The organism is Nocardiopsis sp. NPDC006938, from assembly GCF_042869555.1.
GTDB lineage: Bacteria > Actinomycetota > Actinomycetes > Streptosporangiales > Streptosporangiaceae > Nocardiopsis.
The window spans coordinates 1-23,501 of sequence record NZ_JBIAGA010000032.1; the positions used below are offsets into that span (position 1 = coordinate 1).

Annotated in this window: 24 protein-coding genes and 2 CRISPR repeat arrays; of the genes, 15 read left to right on the forward strand and 9 right to left on the reverse strand. The window is 70.5% G+C overall.

The genetic code is table 11. The annotated features are described in order from the left end of the window. The 3 genes from ACFYL4_RS27055 to ACFYL4_RS27065 all read left to right on the forward strand — a co-directional run. A partial coding sequence (locus ACFYL4_RS27055; protein WP_387522165.1) for a hypothetical protein occupies window positions 1-1,066 on the forward strand: 1,066 nt, incomplete at its 5' end. A gap of 11 nt (window positions 1,067-1,077) precedes the next feature. After that, window positions 1,078-1,941 (forward strand): class I SAM-dependent methyltransferase, encoded by an 864-nt coding sequence (locus tag ACFYL4_RS27060; RefSeq protein WP_387522167.1) that lies wholly within the window; start codon window positions 1,078-1,080, stop codon window positions 1,939-1,941. Between the two features lie 123 nt (window positions 1,942-2,064). Next, complete coding sequence (locus tag ACFYL4_RS27065) at window positions 2,065-2,415, forward strand: hypothetical protein (RefSeq protein ID WP_387522169.1); 351 nt, start codon at window positions 2,065-2,067, stop codon at window positions 2,413-2,415. A 482-nt stretch (window positions 2,416-2,897) separates the two neighbouring features. Beyond that, window positions 2,898-3,793: a CRISPR direct-repeat array (repeat unit 29 nt; unit sequence GGGTCCATCCCCGCGTGCGCGGGGAGCAG). Between the two features lie 316 nt (window positions 3,794-4,109). Here the strand turns inward: ACFYL4_RS27065 and ACFYL4_RS27070 are convergent. From ACFYL4_RS27070 to ACFYL4_RS27090, 5 genes are all read right to left on the reverse strand, one after another. After that, entirely contained in the window at window positions 4,110-4,448 is a 339-nt protein-coding gene (locus ACFYL4_RS27070) for a hypothetical protein (protein ID WP_357770083.1), read from the reverse strand. Between the two features lie 203 nt (window positions 4,449-4,651). Next, window positions 4,652-4,993, reverse strand: coding sequence for an ATP-binding protein (locus ACFYL4_RS27075; RefSeq protein WP_387522195.1), 342 nt, complete (start codon window positions 4,991-4,993; stop codon window positions 4,652-4,654). A gap of 5 nt (window positions 4,994-4,998) precedes the next feature. Beyond that, window positions 4,999-5,190 (reverse strand): hypothetical protein, encoded by a 192-nt coding sequence (locus ACFYL4_RS27080; protein ID WP_387522171.1) that lies wholly within the window; start codon window positions 5,188-5,190, stop codon window positions 4,999-5,001. Between the two features lie 88 nt (window positions 5,191-5,278). Beyond that, entirely contained in the window at window positions 5,279-5,596 is a 318-nt protein-coding gene (locus tag ACFYL4_RS27085; protein WP_357770059.1) for a hypothetical protein, read from the reverse strand. Then, window positions 5,596-6,174, reverse strand: coding sequence for an ATP-binding protein (locus ACFYL4_RS27090; protein ID WP_387522173.1), 579 nt, complete (start codon window positions 6,172-6,174; stop codon window positions 5,596-5,598). Before ACFYL4_RS27090 ends, ACFYL4_RS27085 begins: the two co-directional genes overlap by 1 nt. Window positions 6,175-6,681: 507 nt before the next feature. Between ACFYL4_RS27090 and ACFYL4_RS27095 the strand changes: the two genes are divergently transcribed. From ACFYL4_RS27095 to ACFYL4_RS27105, 3 genes are all read left to right on the forward strand, one after another. Further along, window positions 6,682-7,530, forward strand: a complete 849-nt coding sequence (locus ACFYL4_RS27095) for a helix-turn-helix domain-containing protein (RefSeq protein WP_387522174.1) — start codon at window positions 6,682-6,684, stop codon at window positions 7,528-7,530. A 9-nt stretch (window positions 7,531-7,539) separates the two neighbouring features. Further along, on the forward strand, window positions 7,540-7,728 hold the full coding sequence (locus ACFYL4_RS27100; RefSeq protein WP_357770054.1) for a DUF397 domain-containing protein: 189 nt from the start codon (window positions 7,540-7,542) through the stop codon (window positions 7,726-7,728). A gap of 211 nt (window positions 7,729-7,939) precedes the next feature. Beyond that, on the forward strand, window positions 7,940-8,131 hold the full coding sequence (locus ACFYL4_RS27105) for a DUF397 domain-containing protein (protein WP_387522176.1): 192 nt from the start codon (window positions 7,940-7,942) through the stop codon (window positions 8,129-8,131). Window positions 8,132-8,408: 277 nt separating this feature from the next. Here ACFYL4_RS27105 and ACFYL4_RS27110 read toward each other — a convergent pair whose 3' ends face one another. Beyond that, a complete protein-coding gene (locus ACFYL4_RS27110; RefSeq protein ID WP_387522178.1) occupies window positions 8,409-9,188 on the reverse strand; it encodes a GntR family transcriptional regulator in 780 nt (259 codons plus the stop codon). Between the two features lie 24 nt (window positions 9,189-9,212). Between ACFYL4_RS27110 and ACFYL4_RS27115 the strand changes: the two genes are divergently transcribed. Next, entirely contained in the window at window positions 9,213-9,674 is a 462-nt protein-coding gene (locus ACFYL4_RS27115; RefSeq protein WP_387522197.1) for an NUDIX hydrolase, read from the forward strand. Between the two features lie 215 nt (window positions 9,675-9,889). Further along, a CRISPR array of direct repeats spans window positions 9,890-10,111; the repeat unit is 29 nt; unit sequence GGGTCCATCCCCGCGTGCGCGGGGAGCAG. Window positions 10,112-10,305: 194 nt separating this feature from the next. Here the strand turns inward: ACFYL4_RS27115 and ACFYL4_RS27120 are convergent. From ACFYL4_RS27120 to purN, 3 genes are read right to left on the reverse strand one after another with little or no spacing between them, the layout of a single operon-like run. Further along, entirely contained in the window at window positions 10,306-11,160 is an 855-nt protein-coding gene (locus ACFYL4_RS27120; protein ID WP_387522180.1) for a bifunctional methylenetetrahydrofolate dehydrogenase/methenyltetrahydrofolate cyclohydrolase, read from the reverse strand. 10 nt (window positions 11,161-11,170) lie between these two features. Then, window positions 11,171-12,733 (reverse strand): bifunctional phosphoribosylaminoimidazolecarboxamide formyltransferase/IMP cyclohydrolase, encoded by a 1,563-nt coding sequence (gene purH, locus ACFYL4_RS27125; RefSeq protein ID WP_387522182.1) that lies wholly within the window; start codon window positions 12,731-12,733, stop codon window positions 11,171-11,173. Further along, window positions 12,730-13,341: a phosphoribosylglycinamide formyltransferase gene (gene purN / locus ACFYL4_RS27130; RefSeq protein WP_357766399.1), complete on the reverse strand. Its 612-nt coding sequence runs from the start codon at window positions 13,339-13,341 to the stop codon at window positions 12,730-12,732. Before purN ends, purH begins: the two co-directional genes overlap by 4 nt. 327 nt (window positions 13,342-13,668) lie before the next feature. Here purN and ACFYL4_RS27135 point away from each other — a divergent pair, with 327 nt between their 5' ends. The 8 genes from ACFYL4_RS27135 (at window position 13,669) to ACFYL4_RS27170 (ending at window position 23,410) form a co-directional block, all read left to right on the forward strand. Further along, a complete protein-coding gene (locus tag ACFYL4_RS27135) occupies window positions 13,669-14,061 on the forward strand; it encodes a DUF4190 domain-containing protein (RefSeq protein WP_387522184.1) in 393 nt (130 codons plus the stop codon). Window positions 14,062-14,298: 237 nt separating this feature from the next. Beyond that, window positions 14,299-16,131, forward strand: a complete 1,833-nt coding sequence (locus ACFYL4_RS27140; protein WP_387522185.1) for a chain length determinant family protein — start codon at window positions 14,299-14,301, stop codon at window positions 16,129-16,131. Beyond that, on the forward strand, window positions 16,128-17,540 hold the full coding sequence (locus ACFYL4_RS27145) for a ligase (RefSeq protein WP_387522187.1): 1,413 nt from the start codon (window positions 16,128-16,130) through the stop codon (window positions 17,538-17,540). The genes ACFYL4_RS27140 and ACFYL4_RS27145 overlap by 4 nt, the downstream gene beginning before the upstream one ends. Continuing rightward, window positions 17,537-18,760: a phosphotransferase gene (locus tag ACFYL4_RS27150; protein WP_357766304.1), complete on the forward strand. Its 1,224-nt coding sequence runs from the start codon at window positions 17,537-17,539 to the stop codon at window positions 18,758-18,760. Before ACFYL4_RS27145 ends, ACFYL4_RS27150 begins: the two co-directional genes overlap by 4 nt. Before the next feature lie 115 nt (window positions 18,761-18,875). Then, a complete protein-coding gene (locus tag ACFYL4_RS27155; protein ID WP_357766306.1) occupies window positions 18,876-19,751 on the forward strand; it encodes a sulfotransferase in 876 nt (291 codons plus the stop codon). After that, window positions 19,721-21,352, forward strand: a complete 1,632-nt coding sequence (locus tag ACFYL4_RS27160; protein WP_387522190.1) for a lipopolysaccharide biosynthesis protein — start codon at window positions 19,721-19,723, stop codon at window positions 21,350-21,352. The genes ACFYL4_RS27155 and ACFYL4_RS27160 overlap by 31 nt, the downstream gene beginning before the upstream one ends. A gap of 70 nt (window positions 21,353-21,422) precedes the next feature. After that, window positions 21,423-21,881, forward strand: a complete 459-nt coding sequence (locus ACFYL4_RS27165; protein WP_387522192.1) for a UDP-N-acetylglucosamine--LPS N-acetylglucosamine transferase — start codon at window positions 21,423-21,425, stop codon at window positions 21,879-21,881. After that, window positions 21,878-23,410 (forward strand): glycosyltransferase, encoded by a 1,533-nt coding sequence (locus tag ACFYL4_RS27170; RefSeq protein ID WP_387522194.1) that lies wholly within the window; start codon window positions 21,878-21,880, stop codon window positions 23,408-23,410. The genes ACFYL4_RS27165 and ACFYL4_RS27170 overlap by 4 nt, the downstream gene beginning before the upstream one ends. Window positions 23,411-23,501: the final 91 nt, after the last annotated feature.

Sequence of the window (23,501 nt, forward strand, 5' to 3'; positions counted from 1 at the left end):
CTTGGGCGAGGGAGTTCAGGTGTTGCGTCACAACAAGACCATGGGCTCCCTCGCCTCATGCTCAGACCACGCACCCCTGGGAATTACTCATCTAGACGCCGATGCCGCCCACACCCGAGCCCAAGTCCGTACCCTGCTGGACCAGGACCCCTCGCACCAGATCCTGGACACGCTGGAGACCGATGTCGACCACCTGTGCCGCACCTACGTGCACACCCCACTAGTCGATCTGTATCCGCAGATCAGCGCTCGCCGCCGCGACGCCCTCACACTGCTCGGAAGCCTGTCCCGTCCCGACCAGTCCCAGCGCGCCCACACAGCGGCCGCGCGCTTGGTGGGGTTACAAGCCCACGCGGCCATGGACACCGGCTCCTACACCACCGCTAGCGGCCACGCCCAGGCCGCCCGGGCCTTGGCCGACCGGACCGGTGACCCTGCCCTGCGCGCCTGGGTGTGGGCCCTGCACAGCCTCATCGCCTACTGGGACCGCCGCCCTGCCGACGCCCAGCGCGCTGCCGAGAACGGGCTCACCCACCAGGTCACCGACAGCAACCTGGCCCGCCTACATGCCCTGCGCGCCCGAGCAGCTGCCGCCCAGGGGGACACGGGCACCGCCCGGGCCGCCATCGGCGGCGCCACCGAACACGCAGGCCACGAGGCTCTACCCGGCGTCCTGGGGTTTCCCACCGGAAAGGTCCACACCTACGCGAGTACGGCCCTGCTCGCCCTGGACTCCCTGCCGGATCGGCGACGCAGCATCGCCCACGCCGAACGCGCGATCGCCCTGTACGGCGCAGGCGCGGACCGCTCCGTGGGCGATCTGCTGGCTGCCCGCTTGGATGTGGCCACAGCGCACCTGCGCGACCACGACGCTGACGGAGCACTGGAACAAATTCAGCTCGTCACCGCAGTCGCACCCGGACACCGCACCGCCAGCATCACACGCCGCGCCCGCCGCCTGGCCCCGCTCCTGACCGACAACCACGCTGTCTCTGCCCGCAGGGCCCGCGATCTGCTGGCTGAGTTCGTCCGCACCCCTATTCCCGCCCTGGGCGGCAGCACGTGATGATGACCCACATGAACCACCGCAGCGACGACCGCCCCGACCGTCCACAGGCCTCCACCGACCATGCCGTGCTCACCGACGCCTACACCGACGGCCAGCCTCTCACCGCCCGCCAACGCCTTTACGATCACCAGACCCCGCAGTACGACCTGCCCAGCATGGCCCTAGAACAGATCGGCGACCGAGCAGGGATGTGGCTGGATGCCGGCTGTGGGAACGGCTACCATCTCCACCGCATCCGCGCGCAGCGGCCTGACGTGCGGGTAATCGGGCTGGACCTGTCCGCGGACCTACTCGCCGAACTAGGCGGAGCAGTGTTGCGCGCCGACGCCGCACACCTACCCTTGCGCACCGGGAGTGTCCAGGTAGTACTGATGATGCACATGCTCTACCACGTGACCGAACCCGACCGGGCACTGACTGAGGCCGCCCGCGTCCTGGAGCCCGAGGGAGTCCTGATCGCCTCCACCAACTCCCGGACGGACAAGACCGAACTGGACAGTTGGTGGGCGCAGGCTGCTGCAGATGTGCTCGGCAATCCCACCGGGCCCAAACGGGTGAAGCTCTCCGACCATTTCCCAGCCGAGACAGCGACCGCCGCGGTGGCCGCTCACTTCAACAAGGTGACGATGATCGACCTGGACGGAGTGATCGAAGTCGACACTCCCGCCCCGATCTTGGCGCACTACGCCTCCTACCGAGCCTGGGCCCACCAGACCGGTGTGCCATTCGAGGCAACCCTTGAGCAAGTCGGGCATCTGCTGCGCTCCAAGCTGGAAGACGGGCCACTGCGGATCAATACCCGCCAAGTGATGCTCGTTGGCAGCCACCCCCTGGAACATGGGTCTCCAACAAAGGGCCCAACGCCATCCTGATGGAAGAGAAAACGGTCTGACTGTGGGCAACCTGGCGAGCAATCCGGCATCCCTGGAGACCACGATGGTGGTCCTGGACTTCGAAGCGACGCCCCCGCAGGCCGCCCTCCTCAACCCATCGAAGTGGCCGCTCTGGCGCTGCACTGCGCTGCCGGACGCTGGAGGGAGACCGGCCGCAGCACTTCCCTCATTCGCCCGCCCGCCTTCGCCCCGGTGACGGCCGCCACCACGGCCCTGAACGGCCTGACCCCCCAACAGCTCGCGACGACCCCGCCCCCCGCCCAGGCGCTGGCGGTACTGGACCAGCGCTTCACCACAGGCACCCGGTATCTGCTGGTGGCCCATCACGCCGCTACCGAGGCCAACCTCATCTACCACCAGCGCGAGCACTGCCCGACCCTGGCCCGCATCAACCTGATCGACACCATCGCGCTGTCTCGTTCCGGGTGTGATGGAGGCTCTGGCATGTCCTGAGTTTGGTGGAGCCGTTTTTCTGGATTCTCAGGCCACGGTGCTCGATTTCTTGTTCTCAAGCTCTACGGGTGCCAGCCAGCCGATCGCTGAGCTGATTCCCATCCAAGCATCGCATAAGCAAATAATCACAACAAGGCCTCGCATCAGTTTTTAATAGATGATTGGCAGGTGACAACAGGAATGATTTGCAGCAATTGCGGGAAATCTCGTGTCGGTATTCACAAGTTCTGCCCGCGTGTTCCTGACGGCTTCTGGAGGTGTCTTGCCGTGGTCGAGGCCACTCGGGCCCGTGACGCCCCACCGCCGTTTCCTCGCCCAAGGAGGCCGCACCCGACCTCATGCATGAGGCTCTGGCTTGGGAACGGGAACACACCGGCAGCCCAGGCCCGAACCGACGGGCGCGTTTGATCGAGGTGCTGGCGAAGGCTCCATCCGGACATGCTCGAGGAGCAGGGTGATCTCGCCTTTGTCGGGGCGGACGGGCGTCCATCCCTGCGTGCGCGAAGAGAAGACGGGGAAACCCCGCTGAACCTCGCGCCGGATCAGGTCCATCCCCGCGTGCGCGGGGAGCAGCGGATGCCTTCAGGGAGCTGGGGGCGGAGGGTGGGTCCATCCCCGCGTGCGCGGGGAGCAGGAGAAGACGCAAAAGGCCGAGGTCAACCCGGTGGGTCCATCCCCGCGTGCGCGGGGAGCAGCCCTCCCGCGCTGCGGGACGGGCGCCGGGCAGGGGTCCATCCCCGCGTGCGCGGGGAGCAGTGGCTGTCAGGGGGTCCGGGTCCCGCCTCCGGGGGTCCATCCCCGCGTGCGCGGGGAGCAGTTGACCGTGATCGCGTTGACCGGTTCGCCGTGGGGTCCATCCCCGCGTGCGCGGGGAGCAGCGATGCGGAGTTTTACCTACTAAGGGCGACCCGGGTCCATCCCCGCGTGCGCGGGGAGCAGGCGGGAGACCGCGCTGCGGGAGGACAACCCCTGGGTCCATCCCCGCGTGCGCGGGGAGCAGGCGGCGGTGCGTGAACCTCATGCGGCCCTCCTGGGTCCATCCCCGCATGCGCGGGGAGCAGCCGGACTCGCGCCACAGCCACAGCAGGGTGCGGGGTCCATCCCCGCGTGCGCGGGGAGCAGAAGCAGCTCTCTCGTGGGCGCAAGACCAAGGTGGGTCCATCCCCGCGTGCGCGGGGAGCAGACGTGCACGTCACCACCGAAGGTCCCATCACCGGGTCCATCCCCGCGTGCGCGGGGAGCAGGGTACGGTGTTCACGGTGTTCATCTCCGATGGGGGTCCATCCCCGCGTGCGCGGGGAGCAGCAGGTGTCCAGCGCCAACGTCACCTGGAACCCGCTCGGGAGCACGGGTCCATCCCCGCGTGCGCGGGGAGCAGACTCTTCGACCTGGCAACTTACCAGCGGCAAGCGGCCGTTTTCCCAACTTCTCGAAATACGGACACTGGGAACATACGGATAGCAATCTCCATAGGGCTCAGCGTTTCCCGAATCTGCGTCGGTTGGATGCCTTGCTTCGGAGGGACCGGGACTCCTTGGGACGGTACATCAGAACCGACCGTCTCAGCGTGCCGATTTCACCACCGGTCGGTATTCGACCGCCCCACTGAAACGTGGTCGACGTGAACCTGTCCCAGAACGTGCGTGGGGCCCGGTGGCGTTGTCGCCTCCGGGCCCTGTCCTTCTTGTGTTGGGTTAGGTCAGGATGCCGATGTTGTGGTTCAGGGCCGGGCCGGCGGTGCCCAGGACGTGCAGGCCGTAGAGCAGTGACGCCCCCATGGCGGTGACGGGCCATGCCCACCAGCGGCGCGGGGCGCGGTGACGGCCCCGGGGGCGCACGGGTTCCGGCAGCTCGGTTCGGGCGTTCGCGGCGGCCTGTCGAGCTTCCCGGGCCTTCTGTTCGCGGTGGTGGCGGGCGACCTTGACCCAGTGCGGGACCGGGCCGTGTTGGAGCATGTACGCGACCCGGGGGTTGCCGTGCATCTGGCGGAGCAGGCGTTCCTGCCTGGCCTGATGAGTCTCCTCCCAGGGCATCTCCGGCTGCGGCGATCCCGGCCGAGACGCTTGCGCCTGGGCCGGAACGCGCCGCAAGGAGGATTCCTGAGAAGACGCGTTCCGGGAGGGAACGATCCGAGGGACGGACGTGCGCCGCGGGCGTTCTCCGGAGCGCGGGAACCGGCGGCCTCGGGGCGCGGTCAGGACGGACCGCACCCCATCGCTGAGCTGAGTGCTACCGGTCACCGGACGCCCCCATTAGCCAAGGCCGGAAGGGTGAACTCGGCCCAGATGACCGTGCCCAGCCCCTCGCAGAAGGGGAAGTCCAGCACGGGCCGGAACCCCCACCGGGACGCGAGGTGGCCGACCATCAGTAGACCCCGTCCGCGTTCGGCCTGCTCCCATTCGCTCCGGGTGCGCCTGCACGGAACCCTCGGGAGTGAACCCACGGCGGCGTCGGTGCGGGTGCCGTCGTCGATGATCGACACCCTCACCAGCCCCGGGACCGGAGTCTCCAGGGTGCGGACCACCCTGCCGTCCGGGTCCTGTCCGGAGCGGGAGTGCTCGCAGGCGTTGGCGAACATCTCGCTCACGCACAACACCACTCCTCCCGCACCTCGGACGGGAGGGAGAGCAGGCGGTTGAGGTCGGTGCCCATGTCGGCACGGACCTGGCTGGTGTGGGAGAGCTGTCCGGGGTAGACCCGGCACTCCCACCGCAGCCCGCCGGAGGGAGGGTTGTTCGTGTGGTTGAGGGCGTGGGTGTGCGGCACAATGGCCATGTCGGCAATCTCTTCTCTTAGACGGTGAAGCTTGTCGGCCTGCTCTGGGGGTGTTGTCGCACCCGCCAGAGCTTTTTCGTGAGCGCCTTTAGGCGGCGGTCGGGGGTTCCGGGTCGTCGTGGTCGGCGCGGTGGCGGCGGGAGAGCAGTCGAGACCCCGGGATCGGCCTGTTGCCGGGAATCCGGGTGGGTGCGGGGTAGTTGTGTACGGCCTGGTCGATGAGCTGCATTGCTCGTTCGGCGTCGCCCTCGTCTCCGGCGATCCGCAGCGCCTCAAGCACCATCGGGATGCGGTTGCGCAGGGTGTGGTTGTGCCACACGTCCTCCTGCGCGGGCGTCAGGTGCCCGGGTGCGGTGAGGGCGTCTCCGGCGCACGCGAGCAGGTCCCTGGTGTCGATGTCCAACATCAGCACTCCACCTCGTTCTTGAGAAAGTTCTCGGTGTTCCCGGCGTTTCCGGAGCCCTCGGGGTCCTTGAGGTCGTCGATGTCGATGTGGCTCCACGGGTTGTCCGTGAGGTCGTAGGCCAGGAAGAACCACACCTGCCGGAACTTGGGGTCCCCGTTGTCTCCCCACCGATCCGCAAGAGCGTCGATCAGCGCCAACCCCCGACCCGTGGCGGTTCCGGCTTCGATGTCCTCGAACGTGGCGGCGGTGAAGTTGCCCTTCTCCTGCGGCAGACGGCTGCCCTGGTCACGGCAGATCAACGTCATCCCCTTAGCACCCCGATCCACCGTCAACGTGTACGTACTACCGCGTTCACTGGACCGGCTGTGGGCGATCGCGTTGTTCACCAACTCGCAGCCCAGCAGGGTGAACAGGAACTGGAACTCCTCACACCGCTCCGCCGCGCTGGTGTCCAAGAACGCCCGCACCAGAGGCATCAACCCGGGGAGCCCGGCGAAGGAGTACTGCCGCTTGCGGTAGGGCGGGCCGACGGTCCGGGAGAAGTAGTGCGAGTGGAACGGCTTGATGAAACTCGCCACCGGAGCCACCACCTCACGGCGAGCCAGCTCAGGCGAGAACGGCGGAGCGGGCCTCACGGGACCACCACCAAACGCCGCAACCCAGCCAGGACAGCCCGCAAGACCTCCACCGGAACCGCATCGACCGGCCGCCGGGGAGAAGGGACCACAGGGACCCAAGAGCCGGACGGGTGGCGGCGAGGGTTCGCGGCAAAAGCCCGCACACGAGCCGCCTGCCTAGGGCGACGGCGACGCATCGCCTCGGACGCGAGGTAGCGCGTACACGCCAGCTCACAGAGTTTCAGGTAACGGGGCGCCATCAGCGCACACCTCCTGGTGCTCAAGTGCTAGGTGGGAAGCCCAGCTTGGGAATGAGTAAGCTCAGGAAACCATGAAACCTTCAGACCTTCAATGGATTCAGATTATTCAGTTCCTCAAACCATGAGGATTTCAACCTGTCTGTAACTGGATGACCGAATCGCCGACCAGCCGTAACATCCTGAGAGACACCGCCCCAGGAGAGAGCCCATGTCTGACCCATCACGTCCAAGCGTCCGCAGGCGACGACTCTCGGAGGAGCTTCGCCGATACCGGATCTCGGCAGGCATGACCCTGGACGATGCGGCGTCCGCAACCGAATGGAGCATCGGCAAGGTCTCGAACATCGAAACCGGGGTCCGTCTTCGCCCCAGCGTGGTTGAGGTGCGAGCTCTGCTGGATGTCTACGGCGTGGATGACCCGCAGCGTCGCGAAGCTCTGGTCGCGATCACTCGTCAGGCTGGGAAGAAGGGCTGGTGGACGAAGTACAGCGACGTCATCCCAGACGAGTTCCCGGTCCTGGAGTCTGATGCCACGGGGATTAGCACTTATGAGCCAATGATCATCCCGGGGCTGCTTCAGACACCTGGATACGTGGAACTCTTGGCGCGCTCAGCCAACCTTGTCCGAGATCCAGTCGATATTCGACGCGTAGTTGATGCGCGGCGCCGCCGACAGGAGATTCTCGAGAGCGAGCATCGACCAGAACTGTGGGTAGTGATCGACGCGGGAGCGATCGAGCGGCTACGGGCCACCCCCGACGTGTGTCGCGAGCAGGCAAGCCACCTGGCAGATGTGGCAGACAACGGTGAAGGCATCACGGTCCAGGTGGTCCCGTTTAGCGCGGGTATCCACGCAGGCGCGAAGGGCAGCTTCGTCCTGATGGACTTTGCCGCAGCCGACCCGGTGGTGTACCTCGAAATGGACCAGGACGGCCTCTTTCTGGAGCAAACAGAAGAAATCATTCGTTACCGAAACTTGTTCAACCACCTCGTAAGCAGGTCACTCGACGTTGACCAGAGCGTCTCCTACCTGCGCGATATATCCAAGGCACCCTGAGAGAGCACCGTGAACCTCATTCCCAACCTCGAAGCCCTTGACTTCCGCACGTCCAGCTACAGCGACCGCAGTAACTGCGTCGCTGTAGCCGATGCTTTCGGGGGTGCTGTTGTTCGTGACTCCAAGCACCCTGAACGTGGACACCTGCCGTTCTCCGGACCAGAGTGGGTCGCGCTGCTTCACAGCGCACGATCGTAGGTAGAACGAGGGAGCCCCCGTGACAGCGAGGGCTCCCCCACACTCATCCCGCGCTCACTGAATTCCGCTCTCCTGCGAACGAGAAGCAGCCTCTGGAGTCCGCTGCCGATCAGGGATTGGGAACGCCTCCCCCAGGACACGGGGTGTAACAACAGGCAGAACTGAGCATGAGCCAGACAGCACCCCCTACTCCCAGCGGAGGTTCCCCCGGATGCGCCCCCACATCAACGAACCCGCCTTCCACAAGTCCAGCCACGGCCCCAACGAGTCCGCGTACGTTGAGGTCGCGGAAGGCATTGAGACGATGGTTCGTGATACCCAGAACCGTGAGCTGGGCACGTTGGGGTTCGGAGGAACGGAGTGGGCCGCCGCACTCAGCGCCATCCGCACCGACCAGGTCTAGCCCCGGCGCCCGACAGACCTTGGCTCAGACCGGTCGGGCCTGCCTGTTGTACTGACGAGCAGGGGCGCTTTGGCATGGGCCTCTGCGGGGCGGGGAGCAGGGCGGCGCCTCGCACCTGATCGAACACCTGCTGGGCCATCCCCACGCGGGGAGCCGCGCCGGGGCATGTGACATTCGCTCATGCACTCATGTATATGAGCACGCGCTCTAGTCGGCCCCACTTATATACATGAGTCAACCCTGTGGGCGAAGAACGTGCCCCTGATGGGCTACCTGATCAGTCGCCAGCCGGAATGCGGTAGTCCAGGACGAACTGATCCGCTGCCATGATCGTGTCGCACACCTCGACCACCTGCCCCGCCGTGGTCTCAGCGTTGCGCGTCAGATGGATGACCACGGAACCCGGACTCAGGCCCAGCGCGCTCGCCTCCTGCTTGGTAGACAGCCGAGCCCGCACCGTTTCGATGTACTCGGAGAGCTCGTGGCCGTGCTCCTCCAGACGCGCGTAGATACCACCTCCACCGGGGTTCTCCTCAAACAACTCGGGGATGTCCCGAGCCACCTGCCAGGGAAGATACGACGTCGCCTCCTCCGTAGGGGTGCCGTCGCTGAAGTACAGCCGTCGGCGGGCGAGGACCTTGTCATCCCTGCCCACGCCGAGGCGCTCAGCAATCTCGAGGGGTGCGGTCACCGGCCCGATGGAGAGGACCTTGACACGGGGCTTCACTCCGGCCTGCTCACTCTCAGCAATGTAGGCGGCCTTCCCTGCCCTGCGGTGCGAGCGTCGGAAACGGTCCGAGGACTTGCGGGTGACCAAAGGCCGGGACTTGACGAAGGAACCCTTGCCCTGGAACGTCTCCACCAGCCCACAGGTCCGCAGCTGGGCGATCGCCTTACGGACCGTGCCCGACGAAACGCCGTAGCGTTCCATCAGCGCGGTTTCGCTCGGAACCTCCTCTGCGGGAGCCAACCGGCCGCTCTTGATCTGCTCCTCGATGTCGTCCGCGATCTGGAGATACCGGGGCTTACCGGATCTTGCCCCTACAGCGCTCGTCATAGTCCTTCCCTGCCTCCTATGCTCATGTACATGGGTAACAGCACTGGGGATCGGTCGTCAACGCCGCTGCATTCTGTGTCCGTCGCTGGAGCCGTCATCAGTGACGACGGTCGGTTTCTCGCGATTCGTCGTGCGGACAACGGAAGGTGGGAACTTCCCGGTGGCGTCCTGGAACTCGCCGAGACCCCGGAGGCAGGGGCATGCCGTGAGGTCTGGGAGGAGACCGGCGTCCATGTCGAGGTGGACCAGCTCACCGGGGTCTACAAGAACACCGCCCAGGGCATCATCGCCCTGGTCTTCCGCTGCAAGCCCTCCGGAGGCGCGGAACGCCCTTCCGCCGAGTCGACCTCGGTCGCGTGGCTCACGCCTGACGAGGTCACCGAGCGCATGAGCGAGGCCTACGCGATCCGCCTCCTGGACGCTCTGGACCCCAACACCCCACACGTTCGCAGCCACGACGGGCAGCGCCTGACGCCAACCCGATAGCTGAACCCCGCCACGCTTCCAGGCCCCGCACCGAACAAGCGCTCACTCACCCGCGTGTACTCCTGTCGAGGCCGCTGACCTCCCCGGCACGCAATAGGCCCTGGCTCAACCCAGTCGGGGCCTGCCTGATGCACCGGCGAGCAGGGGCGCATGGGCGTGGGCCTCTGCGAGGCTGGGAACGGGGCGGCGCCTCACACCTGATCGAACACCCTGCTGGGTCCATCCCCGCGTGCGCGGGGAGCAGGTGTCGATCAGCCAGCCCAAGCTCCCGCTGGCGGGTCCATCCCCGCGTGCGCGGGGAGCAGCTCCCGCCGTGGACCTGTCCCCGCTGCCGGGCGGGTCCATCCCCGCGTGCGCGGGGAGCAGCTCCCCCGGCCAGGATCAGATCGTCCAGGGCCTCCCCGTCCAGGGTCCATCCCCGCGTGCGCGGGGAGCAGAGTCTTCGACCTGGCAACTTACCGGCGGCAAGTGCCCATTTTCCCAACTTCTCGAAATACCGACACTGGGAACGTTCGACCCATAGTCGCCATAAGACTCAGTGCCTTCCGAACTCCGCCCGAGTGCGCGGCACCGAGAGCGAGCCAGCCGAGGGGGCAGCCCCGCAGGAACCGCCCCCTCGTAGCAACAACCCCTACAGACCAGCCTGGCGTTCGGCGGCCTCGACCACGTTCACCAGGAGCATGGCCCGGGTCATCGGCCCCACACCCCCGGGGTTGGGCGACATGTACCCCGCCACCTCGGGGACGTCCAGGGCGACGTCCCCGACCAGACCCTCCTCGGTACGTGAGACACCCACGTCCAGCACGGCCGCACCCGGCTTGACCATGTCCTTCGTGATGAGCCCCGGCACACCGGCGCCCGCGACGATGATGTCCGCGCGGCGGGTGTGCTCCGCCAGGTCACGGGTGCCCGTGTGGCACAGGGTGACGGTGGCGTTCTCCGAACGGCGGGTGAGCAGCAGTCCCAGCGGACGCCCCACGGTCACCCCTCGCCCCACCACGACGACCTCGGCGCCCCTGATCGGCACCTCGTAGCGGTTGAGCAGCTCCACGATGCCGCGCGGGGTGCACGGCAGAGGCGCCTTCTCCATGAGGACCAGCTTGCCCAGGTTGACCGGCTGGAGACCGTCGGCGTCCTTGGCCGGGTCGATCAGCCCCAGCACCCGGTTCTCGTCCAGCCCCCGCGGCAAGGGCAGCTGCACGATGTACCCGGTACAGGCCGGGTCCTCGTTGAGCTCGTGGACGGCCTGCTCCACCTGTTCCTGGGTGGCGTCGGCGGGCAGGTCGCGGCGGATACTCGCGATACCCACCTGCGCGCAGTCGCGGTGCTTGCCGCGCACGTAGGAGTGGCTGCCCGGGTCGTCACCGACCAGGACGGTCCCCAGACCGGGAACAACCCCCCTGGCGTGCAGCTTGGCGACCCGCTCCGCCAGCTCCTCCCTGATGGCCTTCGCTGTGGCCTTGCCGTCAAGAACGATCGCGCTCATGCGTAGCTCCCTAGTGGAAGAAGTGGCGGGTGCCGGTCAGGTACATGGTGACCCCGGCCGCCTCGGCGGCGGCGACCACCTCGGCGTCGCGGACCGAGCCACCCGGCTGGACGACGGCGCGCACCCCGGCCTTGGTGAGGATCTCCAGCCCGTCCGCGAACGGGAAGAACGCGTCACTGGCGGCCACGGAGCCCCGGACCCGCTCCCCCGCACGGGACACGGCGAGCCCGGCGGAGTCCACCCGGTTGACCTGCCCCATGCCGACACCGACGGTCGCCCCGTCGGAGGCGAGCAGGATCGCGTTGGACTTGACCGCGCGCACGGCCTTCCAGGCGAAGGCGAGGTCGGCGAGGAGCGCCGCGTCGGCGGGCTCCCCGGTGGCCAGCGTCCAGGTGGCGGGGTCGTCGCCCTCGGCGTCGATGACGTCGGTGTCCTGGACCAGCAGGCCGCCGCTGATCTGGCGGGTCTCCAGGCGGGCCCCCTCGGCGGGGTCGGACACCACCAGCAGCCGGATGTTCTTCTTGCGCGAGAGCGTCTCGACGGCCTCGGCGGTGAAACCGGGTGCCACGACGACCTCGGTGAAGACCTCGAAGATCTGCGCGGCCAGCTCGGCGCCGACCTCGCGGTTGGTGGCGATCACCCCGCCGAAGGCGGAGACCGGGTCGCTGGCGTGCGCCTTGCGGTGCGCCTCGGCGTTGTCGGCGCCCACGGCGATGCCGCACGGGTTGGCGTGCTTGATGACGGCCACGCAGGGCTCGTCGAAGTCGTAGGCGGCGCGCAGGGCGGCGTCGGCGTCGACGTAGTTGTTGTACGACATGGCCTTGCCGTGCAGCTGTTCGGCCCCGGCGAGCCCGCCGCCGGTGCCGTCGGCGTACAGCGCGGCCCGCTGGTGCGGGTTCTCGCCGTAGCGCAGGGCCGCCTGGCGGGTGTGCGTGGCGGCGCGGAACGCGGGCCAGCCGGTCTCGCTGGCCTCGGCGTCGGGGGCGTAGGCACCCGCGAACCAGTCGGCGACGGCGGCGTCGTAGGCGGCGGTGTGCTGGAAGGCCAGCCCGGCCAGGTGCTTGCGCTGGTCGAGGGTGAAGCCGCCCGCGCGGACGGCGTCGAGGGCGTCGCCGTAGTGGGCGGGGTCGACCACGATCGCCACGCTGCCGTGGTTCTTGGCGGAGGCCCGCACCATGGCGGGGCCGCCGATGTCGATCTTCTCGATGCAGTCGGCCTCGGAGGCGCCGGAGGCGACGGTGTCGGAGAAGGGGTAGAGGTTGACCACGACCAGGTCGAAGGGGGCGATGCCCAGTTCACGGATGGTCGCGACGTGGTCGGGGTTGTTCTGGTCGGCGAGGAGGCCGCCGTGCACGGAGGGGTGCAGGGTCTTGACGCGGCCCTCCATGATCTCCGGGAAGCCCGTGACGTCCTCGACGGGGGTGACGGGGACCCCGGCGGCGGTGAGCCGGGCGGCCGTGGAACCGGTGGAGACGATCTCCACCCCGGCCGCGGCCAGGCCCGCGCCCAGCTCCTCGAGGCCGGTCTTGTCGTACACGCTGATCAACGCACGCCTGATGGCCTGCTGGGTCACCGGGACTCCTTCGTGTCGGTGCGGCCGAACCGCACGTGCCTTCCGTCGATGGTCCAGCCCTCGCGGGCGAGGCGGCCGACCGTGTCGACCAGCATCCGCCGTTCCACGACCTTGATCCGTTCGTGGAGGCTGGACTCGTCGTCGCCGTCCTCGACGGGCACCGCGACCTGGTCGATGATCGGACCGGAGTCGACGCCCTCGTCGAGGAAGTGGATGGTGGTGCCGGTGACGCGGACACCGTGGGCGAGCGCGTCACGGACGGCGTGCGCGCCGGGGAAGGAGGGCAGCAGCGCCGGGTGGATGTTGACGGCCTGGTGGCGGCCGACCACGGCGGGTCCGAGGATGCGCATGAATCCGGCGGAGACCACGAGGTCGGGCGCGTGTTCGGCGATCCGGTCGGACATGGCGGCGTCCCAGGCGGTCCGGTCGGAGAAGGAGCGGAAGGGGACGACGAACGTGGGAATCCCGGCCGCCTCGGCGACCTCCACGCCGCGCGTTCCCTCGCGGTCCGTTCCCACTGCGACGATCTCGGCCCCGTAGGAGGGGTTCTTCGCGGCTTCCATCAGGGCGGCCATGTTGCTGCCCGTCCCCGATATGAGAACCACCACTCGCGCGGACAAAGCGTGCTTCTCCCTCATGTGTAGAAGAACGGTGCGGGGACCGGGTCCCCACTCCCGGGGGCACCGGGGGACGGCGCAGCATCCGGGAATCGCGTACGCCTGGTACTACGCCAGGCCTGGGCCTACTCGGCCCGTCCGCGTTCCCACCCTATCGGGCCGGGTAGCGTCTACCTCACGCGGACCGGGCCGTCTCCGCCTCTCGTGGGAGGGGCCGGGGGTGGTGTGCGGTCGCGTGTCACCATCGCCACGCGTTCCGCTCGTCCGGAGCGGACCACGGCGCCCCGAGGTGCGGGGCGCCCCCGAAGGAGTGAACCTGTGACCGACAACAGCCCGGAGCCCCGTGCCGACGGCCAGCCGCCCAGGGTCGAGCGAGGAGGCCTGTGGGGGCTGTTCCTGGGCTTGGCGGGTCTGTTGTTGCAGCCGTACGGCGTGGTGTTGTCCGTGTTCGGCGTGGTGCAGGGGTTCCGGGCCCGGCGCGCGGCGCGGTCGAACGACACGCAGGCCCCGGGCGCGCTGATGAGCGTGGCCCTGGGCGTGGTGGGGATCGTGGTGTCGACGGCGGTGATCTCGGTGCTGTTCGTCTACCAGGACAAGGCGACCGCGTACCGCGACTGCTCGGCGAGATCCCACACGGTGTCCACGCAGAAGGCGTGTGACGAGGAGTGGGAGTCGGGTACGGGGCTGCCGCCGGCGATCGTCGGCGGTTGACCGGCACGCGGTAGCGCTCCGTGAGGGGGCGGCGGGGTTCCTCCCGCCGCCCCCTCTGGTGTTTCGCCCGTGTCCGTCCGGATACGTGGTGACACCTCCCCACGTCAGCCCCGGTTTGCGGACGTCACTCCCTGGGAAAAGAGCGGTTTCCCAAACCACCAGACACAGCCAAAGGGATTACACTTAGTATGCAATCGTTCACTAAAAGTGCTGCCATGTCTGCGTGGAGAGGACCCGATGGACAACGACGTCCCCGGCCCGTCCGGACCGGAACTGAAGGAGTACACCGCCCTGCTGAGGCGGCGCTGGCGCCTCGTGGGGGCCGGGGTGCTCGGCGGTCTGGTCCTGGCCACCGCCGGTCTGTTCGCGGTTCCGTCCACCTACACCTCCGTGGCGGCCGTGCAGGTCCATCCCACCGGGATGGCGGAGTTCACCGGGGAGCGCTCCGGCCGCCTGACCGGGGACGTCAACCTCGACAGCGAGGCCCAGGTGGCCGTCTCCGACCAGGTCACCCTGGGCATGGCCGAGGCGCTCGCGGGCGACCCCTCCCCCGCCGACCTGCGGGAGCGGATCGACGTCACCGTCCCCTCCAACAGCAACGTGCTCGAACTCCACTACACGGCCCGCTCCCCCGAGGCCGCCCGGGACGGCGCCGACGCCCTGGCCGCCGCCTATCTGGAGCACCGCGGCGAGCAGGCCCGCGCCCTGGTGAACGGGCGGCTCGACGCCCTGCGCACCGAGCAGGAGGCCCTCTACGAGCGGCTGTCCGAGCTCTCCTCCGGAGGGGCGGGCACCGCCCAGGTGAGCGCCGACGCCCAGGCGGACGCCCTGCGGCAGGAGATCAGCGACCTCGGCAACGGGATCAGCCCGCTCAGCGCCCTGCTGGAGACCGTCTCGCCGGGCCAGGTCATCACCCCCGCGAACCTGCCGGAGTCGCCCTCCTCCCCGGTCCCGCTCCTGTGGCTGGTCGCGGGCGGTGCGCTCGGGCTCCTCGTCGGACTGCTCGCCGCACTGGTCCGCGACCGCCTCGACCCGCGCGTGCGCGACACCGAGGACACCGCGCGGATCGGTACCGTCCCCGTGCTGCTGGACCTGTCGGCGACGGGCGACCGCTCCGAGCGCTCCCCCGGGCTGCTCACCGGCTCCGAGCCCGCCGGACAGCGCGCCAACGCGTTCGCGCACCTGGTCCGCGCCCGGCTGGACGCCCCGCAGGCCGGTCTCATCCCGGCCACGTCCGGTGACGACGACGCCCCCGCCCCGGGCCGCGTGCTCGTGGTGAGCGGCACCACTCCGGGCCGCGCGGCCACGGCCGCCGCCGTGAACGTGGCCGCCGCGCTGGCCCGCACCGGCTCCGAGACCCTGCTGGTCTGCGCCGACCCGCGCACCGAGGCCGTCGAGGAGCTTCTCGGCCTGCCCACGGGCCCGGGTCTGGCGGAGGTCCTGGTGGACGGCGAGGACCCCGGCTACCTGGAGGCCCGTCCCGCCGCCGTGCCGCGTCTGAGGGTGCTGCGCCACGGCCGCCCGGGCGAGGTCGCCCCGGTGCAGGGCGGGGCCGCCGAACTGGTGGATCTGCTGCGTCCGCGCGCCGCGTTCGTCGTGGTCGTCACCGCGGCCGTCGTCGAGAGCGCGGACGCCCACGCCCTGGCCGCCTCCGCCGACCTGCTGCTGCCCGTGGTCGAGCTGGGCCGCACCCGCCGGGCGGACCTGACCGGTCTGGTCACCGCCGGGGAGCGGTTCGGCGTGACCGTTCCGGGCACCGTGACCGTGCCGCGCCAGCCCGCCCCGGGCCCCGCGCCGACGCGGGCGGCCGGGTCCACGCACGGGACGGCCCCCGGGGAGGCGACCGCAGACCCCGACCAGGTTCCCGAGCCGCACCGGGCCGCACCCTCCGCCCAGGACGAGGGCACCGACCGCTCCGAGCGTTCCGAGGGTGCCGAGCGCTCCGAGGACGCCGACACCTCGGCGACCGGAGACGACGCCGACACCTCCGACGGCTCCGCCGACGACGCCCCCGCCAAGGAGAAGAAGTCGGCGAAGCGCGGGCGCCCGGCCGTGGGGTCGCGGCCTTGACCGGCCGGGGCGCCGCCGTGCGCGGTCCACACGTGCCCGGTCCGGCCTGGGAGGTCGCGCCGCGACGCGGGGGCGCCCCGGTCATCGGCTCCCCCCTGGTGTGGCTGATCGCCGGGTACCCGCTGTGGTGGGCGCTGGGCATGGGCCAGTTCGCGTACTGGCTGTTCGCCGTTCCCATGCTCGCGGAGCTGGTCCGCCGCCACCGCACGGTGGGGCTGCGGGTCCCGCCGGGCTTTTGGGTGTGGGCGCTGTTCCTGGTGTGGACGGTCGTCGGCCTGGCACTGGTGCCCCTGGAGATGCCGGGAACCGTGCCGGAGAGCGGCGGCTACGCGGGCGCCCTGCTGCGGGTGGTCAACTACCTGGTGCTCACGGTGCTGCTGCTCTACGTGGGCAACCTGACCGAGCGCGAGCTTCCGGTCCGGGCGGTCGTGTGGGCGCTGGCGGTGCTGTGCGTGGTGACCGTGGCCGGGGGTTACCTCGGCATGCTCGCCCCGCGCTTCGAGTTCACCGCGCCGCTGGAGTACCTCGTTCCCGGGTCACTCGCCGACGACCCGTACATGCGGACGCTGATCCACCCGGCGTCGGCCCAGGTCATGGACGTGTTCGGCGGTGTCGAGTCGGCTCGCCCGAAGGCCCCCTGGGAGTACACCAACGTGTGGGGCTACATGTTGTCCCTGCTGCTGGTGTGGGTCGTGGTGGGTTGGTTCGTGCGGGGGTCCGGGTGGGCCCGCTTGGGCGCCCTGGCCGTACTCGCCGTGTCCGTGGTGCCGGTCGTGCACTCGTTGAACCGCGCGCTGTGGGCCGGGCTGGCGCTCTCCCTGGGGTTCGCCGCGGTACAGGCGGTACGCCGGGGGCGGGTGGTCCTGGTGGGCGCCGGGGCCGTCGCCGTGGTCGCGGTGCTGGTCGCGCTGGCCCTGTCCCCGCTCGCGGACGTGGTGCGGGCCCGGGCCGACAACCCGCACAGCGACAACGGGCGGGCGGCGACCAACGCCGCCTCCGTCGAGGCCGCGAACCTGTCGCCGGTGAACGGGTGGGGCACCACCCGTGAGGCGCTGGGCAGCTCCGACTCCATCGCGATCGGCCCCACGGCCGACTGCCCCGGCTGCGGCCAGCACGTGATCGGCAACGCCGGGCAGCTCTGGATCACCCTGATCTCCAGCGGCTGGGTGGGAACCGTCCTGCTCTTCGGATTCTTCGCGTGGGTGGCCTGGCGCTACCGGGCCGCGTCCACGCCGGTCGGTCAGGGAGCGCTGCTGACCGTCCTGCTTCTGTTCTGGTACATGTTCTTCTACGTCGCGCTGATGTCCCCCCTCGCCGTCACCATGATCGCCGTCGCCCTGCTCTGGCGCGTCGAGGAACCGGTGCTCGGGCGGGGCGGGACCGCGCGCACCGGCGGGGGTGCCTGGTGAACAGCGAGACCACCTATCTGACCGACCTGGCGGCGGTCCTGTGGCCCTGCGGGGGCCTGCTCGGCACCGGGGACGGCGCGGTGCGGCGGATGGCCTACCGCAACCGGGGCCACCAGTACCTGCCGGTGCCCAACGCGCACAACCCGCGCGTGATCCTGCCGGCGCACAACCGGTCGGCGGCCACGCGCGGCATCACCTCCTTCGCGCAGGGGCACTCCCTTCGCGAACGGCTACGGACCCTGCTGCTCACCGGCGCGTTCGCCACCGGGGTGGCGCCGCTGCTGCTGCGCGACCGCCTGTTCGTGGGGGCGGGGCCGGGGATCGAGCACGCGCTCACCACGGCCCTGGACCGCGAGCTGGCCATCGCGATCCACGTGGGGCCGCCGCGTGCCAACCGCAAGCCGGTCCTGCTGCTGCTCACCCCGGGCGGTCGCACCATCGGCTACGCGAAGGTGGCCGTCAACGACCTCACCGGGCGGCTGGTGCGCGCCGAGACCCGGGCCCTGCGCCGGCTCTCCCAGGCCCGTCTCCGGGACGTCACCGTGCCGCGCCTGCTCTACGACGGCGAGTGGAACGGCCAGCCGCTGCTGGTGCAGGAGGCCCTGCCGGTGGGGCACCAGACCGACCGCCCCACCCGGCACCAGCTGTTGCGTTGCGTCACCCAGATCATCGCGCTGGAGCCGGTGCGCGAGCGCAGGCTCTCCGAGAGCCCGTACCGGAGGAACCTGGACGAGCGCATCGCCAGGCTCGGCGCCCGCCCCGAGGCCGCGCCGCTGCGCGCCGCCCTGCACCGCCTGCCCGACGTGTCACTGCCCTTCGGGGCCTGGCACGGCGACCTCACCAGGTGGAACATCGCCAGTACCGCGCGTCGTGCCTTCGTCTGGGACTGGGAACGCCTCACCATGGACGCACCCGCGGGGTTCGACGCCCTGCACTACGACCTCAACGAGTGCGTGCAGGCCGGGGTGCACCCGGGTGTCCACCGGTGGCTGGACAGCGGCTCGCGCCTGCTCCGCGACCCGCTGCTGGCGGAGTGCGGTCTGCGGGAGCACACGGTCTCCACCGTGATGGCCCTGTACCTGATCGACCTCGCCACCCGCTACCTGCACGACCGCCAGGCGGAGTCGGGCAGCGACCTCGCCGCCGTCGACGACTGGCTGCTGCCCGCGCTGGACGGACTCCAGGAGCGGGCGGCGCACGAGGCCGCCCACCCCGTCTGACGTCCGCGCCGCACCGACCCCGCCACGAACAAGCACGCCGCGCCCGTTCCGCGGTCACCGACGACAGCCAGGTCCCCGTCCCGGACGGGGGCCGCGCACACCCTAGGAGCTCGCGATGCCCCGGGCCACCTCGCCCCTGAACCGCCTGGCCGTACCGGCACGGCGGGCCCTGCTCCCGCTCGCGGACGGACTCGGGGGCGTCACCAGCGCCGCCCGGTCGGTCCCGGACTTCCTCATCTGCGGGGCCCAGCGCTCGGGTACCACCTCCCTGTTCAAGGCCCTCTCCCAGCACCCCGGGGCGACCGGGCCCGTCCTGCGCAAGGGGGTGCACTACTTCGACACCGGCCACCACCACGGACCGGACTGGTACCGCTCGCACTTCCCGCTGCGCGCCTCCCTGCGGCCGCGCTGGGGACGGCCCCGGGTCCGGGTGTTCGAGTCCAGCCCCTACTACCTGTTCCACCCGCTGTCGGCGGCGCGGATCGCCGAGGAGCTGCCGGAGGCGCGGATCGTGGTGATCCTGCGCGACCCGGTCGAGCGGGCCTACTCCGCGCACGCCCACGAGACGGCGCGGGGCTTCGAGACCGTACCGTTCGCCCGTGCGCTCGAGCTGGAGGAGAGTCGGCTGGCCGGGACCGAGGAGCGGCTGCTGGAGGACCCGACCCACCACTCGCACGCGCACCAGCACCACGGGTACGTGGCGCGCGGCCGCTACGCGGACCAGCTGGAGCGCATGGAGAAGGAGGTGGGGCGCGAGCGCATGCACGTGGTGGACTACGCCGACCTGTTCGGCGGCGGTCCCGGGGCCCTGGACGGGGTCCTGCGCTTCCTCGGCCTACAGCCGAGGCCGGGGTTGTCGCTGGGGCGGCACAACGCCCGCAAGCGCGCGGTGATGCCGGAGTCGCTGCGGGCCGAGCTGACCTCGCGTTTCGCCGACAGCGACGCCCGGTTGGCCGAGTGGTGGGGGCGCACCCCCTCGTGGTGCGTGTGACCCCCACCGGGACACGTCCCGGGAGCGGCCTGTCCCGGGTGCTGCGCGGCGGTGTGGTGAACATGGCGGGCGCGGTGGTGAGCGCGGCGCTCAACCTCGCCCTGATCGTGGCCATCACCCGGGCGTTCTCACAGGAGACGGCAGGGCTGCTGTTCTCCGCGACCTCGGTGTTCCTGATCATGGCGGCGGTGGCCAACGCGGGCGCCCCGGACGGGCTGGTGTACTTCATCGCCCGGATGCGCGTGTTCGGGCGGCCCGAGGCGGTGCCCGCCCTGCTGCGGCTGGCGCTGGGCCCGGCCGTGCTGGCGGCCTGTGCGGTCTCGGCCGCGCTGCTGGTCCTGGCGGGGCCGCTGGCCGACGCGCTGGGTCCGGAGGAGGCCGCCGCGTACCTGCGGGTGCTGGCGCTCTTCCTGCCGTTCGCCGTACTCGCGGACTCGGCACTGGCGGCGACCCGCGCGCACCACGACATGTCGGTGACGGTCGTGGTGGACAAGGTGGGCCGTCCGCTGGCCCAGCTCGGGTTGGTGGGGATGATCGCGCTGTCGGGCTCGGCCGGGCTGCTCGCCCTGGCGTGGGCGGGCCCCTACCTCCCGGCCGCGGTGCTGGCCTGGTTCTGGCTGGGCCGGATCGTGCGCCGGGCCGGGCCGGAGGGGGCACGGTCCGAGCCGGGGGCGGCGGGCCCGTCCGCGACCGGGCCGGACGCGGGTCCGGGAGACGGTCCGGGAGCGGACCAGGGCTGGCGGGAGGAGCCCGGTCCGGGCGATACGCGGGGCCGTTCCGGAGAACGGGGCGCCCGGGTCACCCCGGCGGAGTTCTGGTCGTTCGCGCTCCCCCGGGCCCTGGGCGGGGTCGCCCAGATGGGGGTGCAGCGCGGCGGGGTGGTGATGGTGGCGCTGCTGAACGGGCTCACCGGCGCGGCGGTCTTCACGGCCGCCACGCGCATCATGGTCGTCGGCCAGTTCGGCACCCAGGCCGTGCTCTACGCCGCGCAGCCGCGCTTCGCGGAACTCCTGGCCGCGCGCGACCACGAGGGCGTGCGCGGGCTGTACCAGGCCGGTACCGCCTGGCTGGTGTGTCTGACCTGGCCGCTGTACCTGACCGGTCTGGTGTTCGCCCCCGAGGTCATGCGGCTGTTCGGCGCGGAGTACGCGGCGGGGGCGGTGGCTCTGGCGATCGTCTGCGCGGGGCAGCTGACCGGTCAGGTGCTCGGTATGGGCGACCTCGTCCTGACGATGACCGGGCGCACCGGGCTGAACCTGCTCAACAACGTGATGTCGCTGCTCGCCAACGTGGCGGCGTGCGTGCTGCTCGTCCCCGTGTACGGGGCCGCGGGCGCGGCGCTCGCCCTGGTGGCCGCCGTCCTGGTCCGCAAGCTCCTTCCACTGTGGCAGCTGCGCTCCCTGGTGGTGCTGCACCCGTTCGGACGCCCGGTGCTGGCGGCGGCGGCCAGCGGGCTGCTGTGGTTCGGCGCCCTGCCGCTGGCGTTGGAGGCGGCGACCGGTGGCGGGCTCCCCGCCCTGGCCGCGGCCGTGCTGGTGGGGGCCCTCGGGCACCTGGCCACGGTGTGGCGGCTGCGCGACCGCCTCGAACTGCGCGGGTGAGTCCGGTCCGCCCGCACCCGCGCTCACCACACCCATGATCAACTACCCAGAGCAATGGAATGATCACTCCATGTCTGCACGACCGGTTCTCCTGGTGGCCTCCAGCGGCGGCCACCTCACCCAGCTGCGCTCCCTGCGCCCCTGGTGGCAGGGGCGCGAACGCGTGTGGGTCACCTTCCGCACCCCCGACGCCGAGGCGGCCCTGGCCCACGAGTCGGTGCGCTGGGCGCACCACCCCACCACCCGGCACGTCGGCAACCTCCTGCGCAACACCGTCCTCGCGCTGCGGACGATGGGCGCCCGGCGCCCGTCCGCCGTGGTGAGCACGGGTGCCGGGGTGGCACTGCCGTTCTTCGTCCTGGCCTGGCTGATGCGCGTGCCCACCGTCTACATCGAGGTCTACGACCGCATCGACACCCCCACCCTCACCGCCCGGCTCTGCAAGCCCTTCACCCGGCTGTACCTCGCCCAGTGGGAGGAACAGCGCTCGTTCATGCCGACCGCCATCACCGTAGGACCGCTCCTGTGACCGAACAGACCACACGCCCCACCCACCGCCCCGACGGGAGCGACCACCCCGACGTGGTCGTCAGCCTGGGCACCGACCACCACGCCTTCGACCGGCTCGTGCGGTGGATCGACGACTACGCCCGCCGCCACCCGGACCTGCGCGTCCTGGTCCAGCACGGGCACAGCCGGGCCCCGGACCGGGCCTCGGGCACCGCGTTCCTGTCCGGGGAGGAGCTGTCGGAGGCCATGCGCTCCGCCTCCGTTGTCGTCACGCACGGCGGCCCCGGCACCATCACGCAGGCGCGGACGGCCGGGCACCTGCCGATCGTGGTGGCCCGCGACCCCGAGCTGGGCGAGCACGTGGACGAGCACCAGCTGCTGTTCGTCCGCCGGGTCGAGGACGCGGGCCGGGTGCGCTCGTGCGCCACCGCGCAGCAGTTGCACGCGTTCGTCGACAAGGCGCTGGAGTCACCGGAGGACTTCCGGGTCGACCCGGCCGCCGAGGACGGTCCCGACCGCGCCGCCCTGCGCGCGGGGGAACTGATCGACCTGCTCACCGAGGAGGGCCCGGCCGGCGCCTCGGCCGGCGACGCCTCCCGGGACACCGGGACGAGGGTGGCGACCCCGGTCCCGGGCGACACCTGGCCCGCGGTGACCGTGGTCGTGCCCACCCGGGACCGGCCCGAGCTGCTGCGCCGCACGCTGCGCTCGATCGTCGAACAGGACTACCCCGGGCGCGTCACGACCATCGTCGTGTTCGACAACGACCAGCCGGACCCCTCGCTCGCGCACGCCGAGGGCGACCGCCCCGTCCGGGTGGTGACCAACTCGCTCACCCCGGGGCTGGCGGGCGCGCGCAACACGGGCGTGCTGGGGGCCGACACGGAGCTGGTGGCCTTCTGTGACGACGACGACACCTGGATGTCCGACAAGCTGCGGGCACAGGTGGAGATCATGCGCGCCGAGCCCGACACCGACATGGTGTGCTGCGGCATCCAGGTGGTCTACGACCGGGTGGAGTCCGAGCGGGTCCTGGACCGGACCACCGTCACCTTCGCCGACCTGCTGCGCTCGCGCCTGACCGAGCTGCACCCGTCCACCTTCCTCATCCGGAGGCGGGCGATGATCGACGGCTGCGGGACGGTGAGCGAGGAGATCCCCGGCAGTTACGCGGAGGACTACGAGCTGTTGTTGCGGCTGGCCCGGCGGGCCCCGATCCGCAACATCCCCGAGGCCGGTGTGCGGGTGCTGTGGCACCGCAAGTCGTTCTTCTCGGAGCGCTGGCAGACCATCTCCACCGCGCTGCGCTGGCTGCTGGAGCGTTACCCGGAGTTCGCCCTGGTGCCGCGCGGCTACGCGAGGATCGCGGGGCAGATCGCCTTCGCCGAGGCGTCGGCCGGGCGGCGCGGGCAGGCCCTGTCGTGGGCCGGGCGGACCCTGCGCCGTCGCCCGTGGGAGGCCCGCGCCTACCTGGCGTTCCTGGTGGTGTGCGGGGTTCCCCCGGGGTGGATTCTGCGCCTGCTCCACCTGCGGGGCAAGGGCCTCTAGGGCGTGTTCCGTGGATGCTTTCGGTTGGTTCGGCGCTCGCGCCGATCGACGCGAGCGGCCTCCAGGCAATCTCTCGCAAGACGAGGAGCGA

Coding starts and splice junctions, on each gene's coding strand:
- ACFYL4_RS27060 (WP_387522167.1), top strand. CDS start 1,078: ATGAACCACCGCAGCGACGACCGCCCCGACCGTCCACAGGCCTCCACC.
- ACFYL4_RS27070 (WP_357770083.1), bottom strand. CDS start 4,448: ATGCCCTGGGAGGAGACTCATCAGGCCAGGCAGGAACGCCTGCTCCGC.
- ACFYL4_RS27075 (WP_387522195.1), bottom strand. CDS start 4,993: ATGTTCGCCAACGCCTGCGAGCACTCCCGCTCCGGACAGGACCCGGAC.
- ACFYL4_RS27080 (WP_387522171.1), bottom strand. CDS start 5,190: ATGGCCATTGTGCCGCACACCCACGCCCTCAACCACACGAACAACCCT.
- ACFYL4_RS27085 (WP_357770059.1), bottom strand. CDS start 5,596: ATGTTGGACATCGACACCAGGGACCTGCTCGCGTGCGCCGGAGACGCC.
- ACFYL4_RS27095 (WP_387522174.1), top strand. CDS start 6,682: ATGTCTGACCCATCACGTCCAAGCGTCCGCAGGCGACGACTCTCGGAG.
- ACFYL4_RS27105 (WP_387522176.1), top strand. CDS start 7,940: ATGCGCCCCCACATCAACGAACCCGCCTTCCACAAGTCCAGCCACGGC.
- ACFYL4_RS27110 (WP_387522178.1), bottom strand. CDS start 9,188: ATGACGAGCGCTGTAGGGGCAAGATCCGGTAAGCCCCGGTATCTCCAG.
- ACFYL4_RS27115 (WP_387522197.1), top strand. CDS start 9,213: ATGTACATGGGTAACAGCACTGGGGATCGGTCGTCAACGCCGCTGCAT.
- ACFYL4_RS27120 (WP_387522180.1), bottom strand. CDS start 11,160: ATGAGCGCGATCGTTCTTGACGGCAAGGCCACAGCGAAGGCCATCAGG.
- ACFYL4_RS27140 (WP_387522185.1), top strand. CDS start 14,299: ATGGACAACGACGTCCCCGGCCCGTCCGGACCGGAACTGAAGGAGTAC.
- ACFYL4_RS27155 (WP_357766306.1), top strand. CDS start 18,876: ATGCCCCGGGCCACCTCGCCCCTGAACCGCCTGGCCGTACCGGCACGG.
- ACFYL4_RS27165 (WP_387522192.1), top strand. CDS start 21,423: ATGTCTGCACGACCGGTTCTCCTGGTGGCCTCCAGCGGCGGCCACCTC.